Source organism: Streptomyces sp. NPDC048671, from assembly GCF_055587045.1.
This window is the reverse complement of the sequence record NZ_JBVJHB010000025.1, coordinates 80,878-91,670: the sequence shown is the minus strand read 5'-3', so window position 1 is coordinate 91,670 and position 10,793 is coordinate 80,878. Positions and strand designations below refer to the sequence as shown.

Here is a 10,793-nt window from a genome sequence, read left to right as displayed (position 1 = left end):
ACCGACAACACCTCAACCAACCCCACCCGCACATCCGGCGACACCACCACCCCACCCAACAAACGAACAAACCGCTCCACCAAACCCACAACCGAGGAACGATCAAACAAGTCAGTCGCAAACTCCAGATGTCCTTCGAGCCCGCGCATCTGACCATCCGGGCCGAACAGCTCGCGCACAGACAGCAGCAAATCGAACTTTGAGGTTTGCGTACCCAGCTGTTCGACCTCCAGGTCCAACCCTGGCAGGCTCAGGTCTGCCTCGTTGTTGTTCTGGAGGACGAGCATGACCTGGAAGAGCGGGTGGCGGGACATCGACCGCGCCGGGTTCAGCACCTCCACCAGGTGCTCGAACGGCACGTCCTGATGCGCGTACGCCGCCAAGTCCGCCTCCCGCACGCGCTCGATCAGCTCACGGAACGTCGGATCACCCGACACATCCGTCCGCAGCACAAGGGTGTTGACGAAAAACCCGACCAGATCATCCAGCGCCTCATCCGTACGACCCGCAATCGGCGAACCAATCGGAATATCCGTACCCGCACCCAACCGCGACAACAGCACGGCCAACGCGGCCTGAAGCACCATGAACACACTCGCACCCGACTCCCGGGCCAGCGCAACCAGCGACGCGTGCAACTCCGGGCCGACCTCCACCGGAACGCTGTCACCACCGAATGAGGCCACCACAGGCCTCGGCCGGTCCGTCGGCAGCTCCAACTGCTCCGGAGCACCAGCGAGCGTCCCCGTCCAGTACGCGACCTGACGACTCAGCGCACTCCCCGGGTCGGACTCCTCCCCCAACAGCTCCCGCTGCCACAACGCATAGTCCGCGTACTGCACCGGCAACGGCTCCCACCCGGGAGTCCGCCCCGCCACCCGCGCCTCGTACGCGACTGCCACATCCCGCGCCAACGGCACCATCGACCAACCGTCACCCGCAATGTGGTGCAACACCAGCACCAGGATGTGCGAGGCCTCGTCCCGCCTGAACAGTCGCGCCCGCAAGGGGAGTTCAGCGGTCAGATCGAAGCCGCGTGCGGCGAACTCTTTGGCGGCACTCTGCAGGTCGGTCTCGCCGCCGGTACCCGTGGTCAGGGAAGTGCCGGCCTCCTGGGCGGACAGGACGTGCTGGTACGGCCGGCCGGCCCGGTCTTCCGGGTACACCGTGCGCAGGGACTCGTGGCGCTCGGTGACGTCCGCCAGCGCCGCTTCCAGCGCTTCCTCGTCCAGCACGCCATCAAGTCGCAAGGAGAAGGCGACGTTGTAGGTGGACGCGTCCACGCCCTCCAAACGGTTCAGGAACCACATCCGACGCTGCGCGAACGACAACGGCACCACCGCCGGCCGCTCCACCGCCACCACACCAGCCCGCGCACCCTCCGCACGACCGATCCACTCCGCCAGCAACGCCACCGACGGCGCCTCGAACACGGCACGCAGCGGCAACTCCACACCCAACACCGCGCGCACACGGCTCACCGCACGTGTCGCTGACAGCGAATGTCCACCCAGATCGAAGAAACTCTCCTCGACCCCCACCCGCTCCACACCCAGGACCTGGGCGAACACCCCGCACAACAGGTCCTCACGCACCGAACGCGCCATACCCGAAGCCGCTCCACCGCCAAACTCCGGAACCGGCAGACCCCGCCGTTCCAGCTTGCCGTTCGCCGTCAGCGGCAACGCGCCCAACACCATCACCACCGACGGCACCATGAACTCCGGCAGACGTATGCCCAGCGCCCGACGCAGCTCGACGCCGTCGGCCGGGACGCCGGAGGCCGGGACGACGTAGGCGACGAGGTGCGTTTCGCCCTGCCGGTCGTGGGTCACGACTACGGCCTGGGAAACGTCATGACGTGCCGTCAGGACGGCTTCGATCTCGCCGAGTTCGACGCGGAAGCCCCGGATCTTCACCTGGGAGTCGGCGCGTCCGTGGAACTCGACGGTGCCGTCGCCGCGCCAGCGGGCCAGGTCGCCCGTGCGGTACATGCGCTCGCCGGGGGTGCCGTAGGGGTTGGCGACGAACCGCTCGGCCGTCAGGTCGGGCCGGTTCAGGTACCCGCGGGCCAGCTGGACGCCGGCCAGGTAGAGCTCTCCTGTCACGCCCACAGGGACGGGCCGCAGGCGGCGGTCGAGGACGTGGACCCGCGTGTTGGCCACGGGGCGGCCGATCGGTGCGATGCCGGCCCCGGTGCCGTCCTGGTACTCCCAGGCAGTCACGTCGACCGCGGCTTCGGTGGGTCCGTACAAGTTGAGGAGCCGGGTGTCGCCGAAGGCCACGGAGAAGGCTTCGGCCAGGTCCAGCGGCAGGGCCTCGCCACTGCAGAACACGGTGCGCACGGTGTCCGCGCAGCTCGCGGCGGTGGGCTCCGCCAGGAATACGGCGAGCATCGACGGCACGAAGTGAAGGGTGGTGATCCGCTCGGTCCGGATCAGGTCCGCGAGGTACGCGGGGTCCTTGTGCCCGCCGGGCTTTGCCAGCACGAGGGTCGCGCCGACCCGCAGGGGCCAGAAGAACTCCCACACGGACACGTCGAAGCCCGCAGGGGTCTTCTGCAGGACGCGATCTCCCTCGCCCTGCGGATGGTCCGCCTGCATCCAGGCCAGCCGGTTGTCGATCGCCTCGTGTGTGACCAGGACGCCCTTGGGGCGTCCTGTGGAGCCGGAGGTGTGAATGACGTACGCGGGGTGGGAGGGAAGCAGTGGTGCCGTGCGGTCGGCATCGGTCAGATCGGCAACGGGGCCGGTGAGCGATGACGCGCTCACTCCGAGGTCGTCGACAAGGATCCGGTGGGTGCCCTCGGGAAGCAGATCGGCCGTGGCCTCACAGGCCAGCACGGTGGCGGGCCTGGCGTCGGCGAGGATGCCGTGGAGGCGGTCGACCGGGTACTCCGGGTCCAGCGGCACGAAGGCCGCACCTGCCTTGACCGCCGCGAACATGGCGACGACGAGGTCGACGGAGCGGGGCAGGGCGAGGCCGACGGTCCGCTCAGGGCCCGCGCCCTGCTCGACGAGCAGCCGGGCGAGCCTGTTCGCGCGGCTATTGAGTTCCGCGTACGACAGCTGGGCACCTTCGCACACGAGGGCAGTGGCGTCGGGGGTCCGCGCTGCCTGCCGCTCGAAGACCGCTGCCAGCAGGGGCGGGCCGTCGGCGAGGCTGTCGGTCGCCGTGTCGTTCCACTCGTGCAGGACGCGTCGACGGTCGTCTTCGGACAGGACGTCGACGCGCCCGGCCCGGATCTGCGGGTCGGCGAGGAGCGTGGCGAGCACGCGCTCGAAACGCTCCAGGTGCAGGGCCGCTTCGTCGGCCGTGTACTGGGAGGTATTGGCATCGAGGTCGATCCGCAGGCCGCTCTCCCCGGCCCGATCGTACACCGCGAACGCCAGGTCGTCGACGGGGCCGTTGGCGAGATTGCTCACCGTGGCGCGGTGGCCGCCGAAGGACAGGTCGTCGTCGAAGGACATGACGTTGACCATGGGGCCGAAGAAGTTCCCCTCACCGGTGCCCGCTCCGGTGTCGCGCACCATGTCCTCGTGGCGGTAGCGCTGGTGACGCAGCGCCGCCTTCATCTCGCGTGCCGTCTCGGCGATGGTCTGCCTGAACGTGTGGTCAGCAGGAACGAATACCCGCAGGGGGACGACGTTGGAGACCATGCCGGGGGTGCGGCGCGACACCGCACTCGTGCGCGCCGCGACCGGGAAGCTGAGCACGACGTCGGACGAGCCGGTCAGGCTCTGGAAGTAGACGGCAGTGGCCGCAGTGAGGACGACGGACCAGTGGGTCCTGGCCTCGCGCGCGACGGCACGCAGGGTCTCCCCGGTGGCGACCGGCAGATGGGAGGTGATCCTTACGGCGGTGGGCGAGGGGGCGCCCTCCGGTCCAGCGATCCCGGCGCGGGGCGTGGTGCGCACGGGAGGAGCGGGTTCGCGGTCGCCGAGGCGGGCCGACCAGTACTCACGGTCCCGTACGAAGGCGTCGGAGGCGCGATAGGCCCGCTCCTCGGCGAGCAGGTCGCTGAGGGAGGCGAAGGGGGTGTCGGCGGGGGCGGCACCGGCGATCAGCGCGTTGTAGATGTCAGCGAGCCGGCGGGTGAACAGGGCGCCGCCGTAGCCGTCCAGGGCGACGTGATGGCTGCGCTGGTACCACAGGAAGTGGTCCTCGGCGAGCTTGAACAGGAGGAAGGCGTACTGGCAGTCGCCCTTCAGGAGGTCGAGTCGGCGGGCCAGGTCCGCGCGGACGATCGACTCGGCGGCCTTTCCGGGCGAAGGATCCCCGGACAGGTCGTGGAACATCAGGCCAGGGCCGTGCTCCTGCATCAGGGTCTGACATACCTGGCCGTCCTCCTCCGCGTAGGAGACCCGGAAGGTCTCCGTCTCCGCGAGGAGTTGGCGCATGGACCGCTGGAAGGCCCCTACGTCGACGTGACCGTGGACCTCGACGCATTGCGCCACGTTGTACTCGAGGTCTGTGACGCCCAGTTGATGGGCCAGCCAAATGCCCGATTGAGCAGCGGACAGCGGCCAGGACGCACGAATACCAGACACCTGAAGTCTTCCCCTGAAGTAAACGCAACTCCCAGGCATCTGTGGTCAGCGGCCCTGGGTGACGGATCTGATCGTTAGAAGAACCCGGCCGCGTCGGTGATCGGTCCGGCAGCCTCAACGGCTGGGTTCGGCCCGGACTCAGGAACCGGCGGACATGGCCTCGCGTAGGTCCTTGGGCCGCATGTCCACCCAATGGGTGTCGATGTAGTCGACGCACTCCTGGCGCGGGGCCGCGTCGAGTACGGCCCGCCAGCCGCCGGGAATGTCGATCGTGCTGGGCCACAGGGAGTACTGCTCCTGGTCGTTGACCAGCACCAGATACGTACCGTCTGCGTCCTCGAATGGATTGGTCATGCCGCAACCTCGCTCCGCTAACCGTGGGTGCATCCGGCGACAGGGTGGCGGCAGGATCACAAGGCAACGAAGAACCGACGCATGTTCAAGCGATCAGTTGGACAGAAACGTTTCCCAAGCCCCCGCAGCAGAAGCCCTGTCGGGGCCCTGGACAAGGGAATATCCGGACAGCCTTGCTACTTGCGCAGTGATCATAAGTACGGTTATCCATGCGCGTCAAGGACGTATCTTCTATCCAAGGGGCCGTAGAGCAACGGAATTTGACGCTCCGCCAGGGAACATGGACTCCGTCCGACCGCCGGCCGAACCGACTCTGCCCGGTGGGACGGACCGGCAATGAACAGGGGAAGGACCGGTGTGGACATACCACGCACCCAACTGACGCAAGACCAGACCAGTGAGAGCCCGTACGCGATCCCCATACGGTCCGATGCCCAGTCTCGGTGGCTGCGCTGGTTCCGTCCCGCAGCGAACGTGAAGGGGCGGCTCATATGTTTTCCACCGGCGGGCTCTGCGGCCAGCTTCTACCGCGCGTGGCCCGATGCGATCCCCTCGGAGATCGACGTGGTGTCGGTTCAGTATCCCGGCCGTCAGGAGCGCTTGGGCGAGGTATGCGCACGCTCCATGGAAGAGCTCTCCACCGCAATCACCGAGGCGCTCCTCCCACTCGCCGACCGCCCGTTGGCCTTCTTCGGGCACAGCATGGGAGCGTCAGTGGCCTTCGAGGTCGCGGCACTGCTGGAGGCAGTTCACGAAATCAAGGGAATCCCGCTGTTCCTGGCCGCGCGCAAGGCACCGCATCGAGTGCGACGCCTGGACATTGACTGTGACGACGATCAGGCCCTGCTGAAGGAACTGGAAGGGCTGGGAAGTCCGGATACCCAGGTACTGGCGGACCCCGAGCTGCGTGAGCTGGCCCTGCCCGCGATCCGCGCCGACTTCAAGATCTGCCAGTCGTATCGGCGCACTGAGCAGCCGGACCCGCTGAACACCAGCGCCGTCTTCTACCGGGGTTCGGGTGATCCGGGAACCGACGCCGACGACGTGCGCGACTGGTCCGCCCTGATCCGCAACGGCGTTCAGGAAAGTGTTCTGCCAGGTGGGCACTTCTTCGTGGTCCAGCACGAGCGAATGATGATCGAGGACGTCACCAGGCGTCTCTACCGCTCCCTGTCCAACTGATCCCAGACATGCGTGAGGCACCCGAGCCGAAAACATCGGTATGGGTGATGACCGACTCCAACTCAACAATGAGGATAGATCTGCAATGGTTACCCCGGACGAACTCTTGGGCACCGTGGGCAGTACTGCTGTCACCGATTCTTTTGCTCTGTACCACATAGCAACGTCCCATACGGCTGGAGCAGTTGTCCTTCGTGAGGCTGCTCTCAGCGGCGCCATCCGGCTGGTGGCATCGAGCGAAGCACTGGCTGTGACATCCGGCATGCGGACCTGCTGGGATGACGAATGCACGTGGGAGCATGTCAAGCTCCCGGGCATCGAGTTGCGGTCGTTCCACGAGCAGGGCGGCTTCGACCTTGCTCGGACTTCAGTCATCGACACGGTGGCGGCGGGACAGGCGTACGCGAACTGCGCCGACCACCGACTGGTAGGCCCCGAAGTACTCGCTTCATGCTTTTCCATCCAGATCGCCGAGTCCCTCGGCTCCGCACTTCTCTCGACGGTTCGGGGCTCATACTGCTACGGCCCGAAGTCAGCGACATCGGCCCGCACCGCCCTACGCCTGATCTGACCGCGAGCGATCCCCCGGCGCGCCCGGACACCGGCCGTCCGCGGCGCCGGGCGGTGTCGCCGGCGGCCGCATTCCATGCCCGCGTCCCGCAGGGCGACGTCCAGGACCCGCGCCGCTTCGGTGATGCTCCCCGGCATCAGGATCGGTAGGCGCGGTGCTCTTCGAGTCCTCGCGCGAGGACATGTTCCACGTGCTCCGCCACACATGAAGCACGTTCTTTGTGCCTGCTTCGACGGTCAGGCCGGAGAGGACCGCACGGGAACGCGGCTCACTACGTGCCCCTCCTCGTCCTCCACGATCAGAGCGGTGATGGTGTCCTTGTCCATGGCCGTGACCATGCGGAAGGAAATCCGCTCGCCGCTGTCGGCTCGCACACTGGCGCCGGGAAGGCGCGTGCCGTCGGCATTGACAGTCATCACGCGGTAGGTCTCCCCCGCCTCCATGCCCGACAGGGCCACCGGGACCTCGGTCCCCCATGCCTGATCCACCATCTGACCTTGACGTACCAGCACAACGGCTGTTCCCGGTGCCTGGCTGTGGTCCGGCATGTTGAGGGGAATGATCACCGCGGCTGCCGTGACGAAGGAAGCGGCAACGCCCAGAACGATCCGCCGGCCGCGACCGGTCCGGACAGTCTTCGCTCCGGCCATGTCCCTGCGAATTCGGTCGCCCAGATCCCCCGACGGCCGCGCATGCTCATCTGACGCTCGTGGGTGGGCCCAGTCCGCGAGCGGGTTCACCCGCCGCAGCGTCCGGACCACGTCATCAGTCTCGGAAGCCTCGCGGGTGCAGTCCGGGCACTGCCTGAGGTGCTGGGAGAGCTCCTCAGGCAGCGGCGTCCCGAGCAGCAGGTGCTCGGTCAGGAGCGGGCGGAAGGGAAAACAGTTCTTGTTCATGGTGCCAGCCACCCGTTCTCCTCCAGGACAAGCCGCAGCGATCGCACACCGTAGTACAGGCGGCTGCGCATGGTGGAAGCCGAAATCCCCAGTTCCGCACCCAGTTCGGCGCAGGTTCGGCCTCCGAAGTACACCTCCACCACCGCCTCCCGGTGCTGAGGGCTCAACCGCTCCAGTGCCTCACCGAGCTGGATCCGGTCAAGAAGCTGGTCAACGGCGTCGAACGCGGAAGGCGACTCGGACACCGCGTCCCATGACGAAATGCCTGGTCCCTCACGGACCTTGCGCCGCCGCATGGCGTCCACCACCCCGTTCCGGGCGATGGCGAACAACCATGTCCGCATGCTGCCCTGACCCGGATCAAATCCGCGAGGCGACCTCCAGGCACGGACAAAGGTCTCCTGCACCACGTCCTCTGCGAGCTGCCGGTCGTCCAGCGCTTTGAACGCGAACCCGAAGAGCTCGCCGCCGTAAAGATCGTAGGCCGCCTGCACCTCGCGCTCGGTCCGCAATCCAGCGGGTTCCGGACTGATCGCCGCAGCCCGCCCGCGAAACCACCGCAGAGGACTACCGCTCACAGCCACAGCCACTCGCATCCGTTCCGCGCCAGACTTTCATGGTGCTCCCCATCTCCGGAGACGACGTACATAAGGGGATACGCAGGCCCCACCGCGCGTGTTGAAACGGGGGGCGAGGAATATCGCTGTCTCCCGAGATGCCTCCGGTCCTCTTCCCCTTCTCGGGCACCGCCACCAGGCCGAGGGGCTCACACACCCACTTGGCCGAGCAGCAGGAGCGACCGCGCGGGGACAGGCACCAGGGACCGGCACCAGGGACCCGGCAGATCGCGCGTCACCCCCGGCGAGGTCTTCAACAGTGCGGCTCGTTGCCGCGTACGCCCCGACCGCACCATCGTCCGACGGCGCACGGGCGCCCCCGGCTCGAGGCACCGCAGGCTGTATCTTCACTGCTGACCGGCGGCCAGCCGATCCGGGCGCTCCAAGGTCATCGCCAGGAGGGCGTGCATGGTGAACGAGAAGAACGAGTCGGCGTCGGCCGAAGGGTCCGATGCCGACGATGCCGACCCGCGGGGACCCCGGCATCGGGTATGGGGATCCGGGCCACGGCGCGCACGCACTCGGGACTCCGGTGCGCGCGACACCATTGACAGAGCCATCGTCCTCGACGCTGTCCGTGCCGCCCTCCTGGCCCTCAAGAAGCTCCTCAGTGGACTCCGTACCGCCCTCCTGGCGCTGGCCGCCCTGGTCTGGCTGGCCGTGACCGCCGTCGCGTGCCTGGCCGGGGTGGGACTGCTGATGGCGCCGAGCGCGCTGCACGCCCTGCACGCCGTAGCCGAGCGCGAGCGCCGCAGGCTCGCCCGGTGGGGGCCTGACCTGCTGGGTCCGGGTCCGGCGCCGACCCGGCTGCGCGCGGCCATCACGGATCCCACCACCCGGCGGGAACTGCGCTGGCTGGCCGGCCATGCCACGCTCGGGCTGCTCCTCGGCCTGCTCGGCCTCCTTCTGCCGCTCTTCGCGCTCCGCGACACCACCTTCCCGCTGTGGTGGAAGCTGAGCCCTGCGGACACCACCACCACCAGTACGGGCCTGGGGCTGGGAGTCGCGCACAGCTGGCTCGATGCCCTGGTTGTGGCCCTGCTGGGGCTGGGCTGGTTCGCCATCATCCTGGGGCTCACACCAGCACTGGCGAACCTGCAGGCCCGTGCGGGGCGACGCCTGCTGTCGGCCGGCCCCGACACGGACGTCTCCCTGCGAATCGCGGAACTCACCGCCACTCGGGCCGCCGCCCTGGACGCCCACGCCATCGAACTGCGGCGCATCGAACGGTCGTTGCACGACGGTACCCAGAACCGTCTGGTGACCGTGACCGTGCTGCTCGGCGCCTCCCGCCGCATGGTGGCCCGCGACCCGTCCAGCGCGGACGAACTACTGGAGCGCGCCCAGTCGGCCGCCGAGCAGGCACTGGCCGAACTACGGACGGTCGTCCGAGGAATCATCCCCCCCGTACTGGCCGACCGAGGGCTCGCCGGTGCGCTCACCGGACTCGCCGTGTCCTGCCCGGTGCCTTGCCGGGTGGACGTCGATGTACCCCAGCGGTGCGCCGCGTCCGTCGAGGCGACCGCCTATTTCGTCGTGGCGGAGGCGCTGACCAACATCGCCAAGCACAGCCATGCCAGAACGGCCGCGGTCACGGTCCGCAGCGGCAGTGGCAGACTGCTCCTGAACATCACCGACGACGGCAGGGGCGGCGCGGACGAGCACGGAGGGTCCGGGATCCTCGGCATCAGCCACCGGATCGCGGCACACGACGGAACCCTCGACATCTCCAGCCCTGCCGGCGGACCCACAACCCTCAAGGTGGAACTTCCATGCGGATCGTGATCGCCGAGGACGACCCCCTGCTGCGCCAGGGACTCGCCCTGCTGCTGCGCGCGGAGTCCCTCGACGTGGTGGCCACGGCCGGCACCGCCGGAGAAATCCTCGACGCCATCGACGAACACAAGCCGGATGTCGCCATCCTCGACGTCAGGATGCCTCCGACCCACACCGACGAGGGAATCGTCGCGGCCGTGGAGGCCAGGCGCCGCATGCCCGGCCTGGCAGTGCTCGTGCTGTCCGCGTACGTGGAGCAGAGCTTCGCCACGGAACTGCTCACCGGCGGAGTGACCGGCCTCGGCTACCTCCTCAAGGAACGCGTCGGCCGGGTCGAGGAGTTCCTCGACGCACTGCGGCGCGTCGCGGACGGCGGTACCGCCATCGACCCCGAGGTCGTCGCGCAGCTCTTCACCCGCAGTCGTGACGACACCCGGCTGGAACGGCTCAGCCCACGTGAGCGCGATGTCCTCGCGCTGATGGCCGAAGGACTTGGCAACGCAGCCATCGCCGAGCGGCTCTTCGTCACGGACGGCGCCGTCCACAAGCACATCCGCAACATCTTCGCCAAGCTCGACCTGTCGCCCGCCGACCGGGTGGACAGACGCGTCGCCGCGGTCCTGCGCTACCTCGAGGACGAACAGCGCCGCGCCTGACCACGGACGCGCTCACTCCCCCGCCGGCCTCACCTCATCGCGGTGAGGGACCGTCCCCGAGGCCGGTCGTGGTGATCGTCGCGGGCTACACCATCGAGGCCGTGGGGGGGACCGGACGGAGCACCCGAGTTCGATCCGCTTCTCCTTCAACACGACGGGATGCGGCCGCGTATCTCCTGGTGACGACGGTT

The 10,793-nt window shown here is 68.0% G+C and carries 8 protein-coding genes; 4 read left to right on the top strand and 4 right to left on the bottom strand.

From position 1 onward, the window contains the following. A partial coding sequence (locus ACZ6S6_RS35270; protein ID WP_469709090.1) for an amino acid adenylation domain-containing protein occupies window positions 1–4,589 on the bottom strand: 4,589 nt, incomplete at its 3' end. A gap of 99 nt (window positions 4,590–4,688) precedes the next feature. Further along, complete coding sequence (locus tag ACZ6S6_RS35265) at window positions 4,689–4,904, bottom strand: MbtH family protein (protein WP_469709088.1); 216 nt, start codon at window positions 4,902–4,904, stop codon at window positions 4,689–4,691. Window positions 4,905–5,261: 357 nt separating this feature from the next. Here ACZ6S6_RS35265 and ACZ6S6_RS35260 point away from each other — a divergent pair, with 357 nt between their 5' ends. Beyond that, window positions 5,262–6,086, top strand: coding sequence for a thioesterase II family protein (locus tag ACZ6S6_RS35260; RefSeq protein ID WP_469709086.1), 825 nt, complete (start codon window positions 5,262–5,264; stop codon window positions 6,084–6,086). 85 nt (window positions 6,087–6,171) lie between these two features. Continuing rightward, window positions 6,172–6,657, top strand: coding sequence for a hypothetical protein (locus ACZ6S6_RS35255; RefSeq protein WP_469709084.1), 486 nt, complete (start codon window positions 6,172–6,174; stop codon window positions 6,655–6,657). Between the two features lie 236 nt (window positions 6,658–6,893). On the opposite strand, the gene ACZ6S6_RS35250 is transcribed toward ACZ6S6_RS35255, so the two are convergent. After that, window positions 6,894–7,565, bottom strand: a complete 672-nt coding sequence (locus tag ACZ6S6_RS35250) for a hypothetical protein (RefSeq protein WP_362954413.1) — start codon at window positions 7,563–7,565, stop codon at window positions 6,894–6,896. Then, on the bottom strand, window positions 7,550–8,065 hold the full coding sequence (locus ACZ6S6_RS35245) for a sigma-70 family RNA polymerase sigma factor (RefSeq protein WP_362954414.1): 516 nt from the start codon (window positions 8,063–8,065) through the stop codon (window positions 7,550–7,552). The genes ACZ6S6_RS35250 and ACZ6S6_RS35245 overlap by 16 nt, the downstream gene beginning before the upstream one ends. Before the next feature lie 513 nt (window positions 8,066–8,578). Here ACZ6S6_RS35245 and ACZ6S6_RS35240 point away from each other — a divergent pair. Together ACZ6S6_RS35240 and ACZ6S6_RS35235 are read left to right on the top strand one after the other, a co-directional pair. Beyond that, window positions 8,579–9,955 (top strand): sensor histidine kinase, encoded by a 1,377-nt coding sequence (locus ACZ6S6_RS35240; protein ID WP_469709082.1) that lies wholly within the window; start codon window positions 8,579–8,581, stop codon window positions 9,953–9,955. Beyond that, window positions 9,943–10,602, top strand: coding sequence for a response regulator (locus ACZ6S6_RS35235; protein ID WP_469709080.1), 660 nt, complete (start codon window positions 9,943–9,945; stop codon window positions 10,600–10,602). Before ACZ6S6_RS35240 ends, ACZ6S6_RS35235 begins: the two co-directional genes overlap by 13 nt. Window positions 10,603–10,793: the final 191 nt, after the last annotated feature.

Excerpts from the sequence above, each read along its gene's own strand:
- ACZ6S6_RS35265 (WP_469709088.1), bottom strand. The coding sequence starts at position 4,904 with ATGACCAATCCATTCGAGGACGCAGACGGTACGTATCTGGTGCTGGTC.
- ACZ6S6_RS35255 (WP_469709084.1), top strand. The coding sequence starts at position 6,172 with ATGGTTACCCCGGACGAACTCTTGGGCACCGTGGGCAGTACTGCTGTC.
- ACZ6S6_RS35240 (WP_469709082.1), top strand. The coding sequence starts at position 8,579 with ATGGTGAACGAGAAGAACGAGTCGGCGTCGGCCGAAGGGTCCGATGCC.
- ACZ6S6_RS35235 (WP_469709080.1), top strand. The coding sequence starts at position 9,943 with ATGCGGATCGTGATCGCCGAGGACGACCCCCTGCTGCGCCAGGGACTC.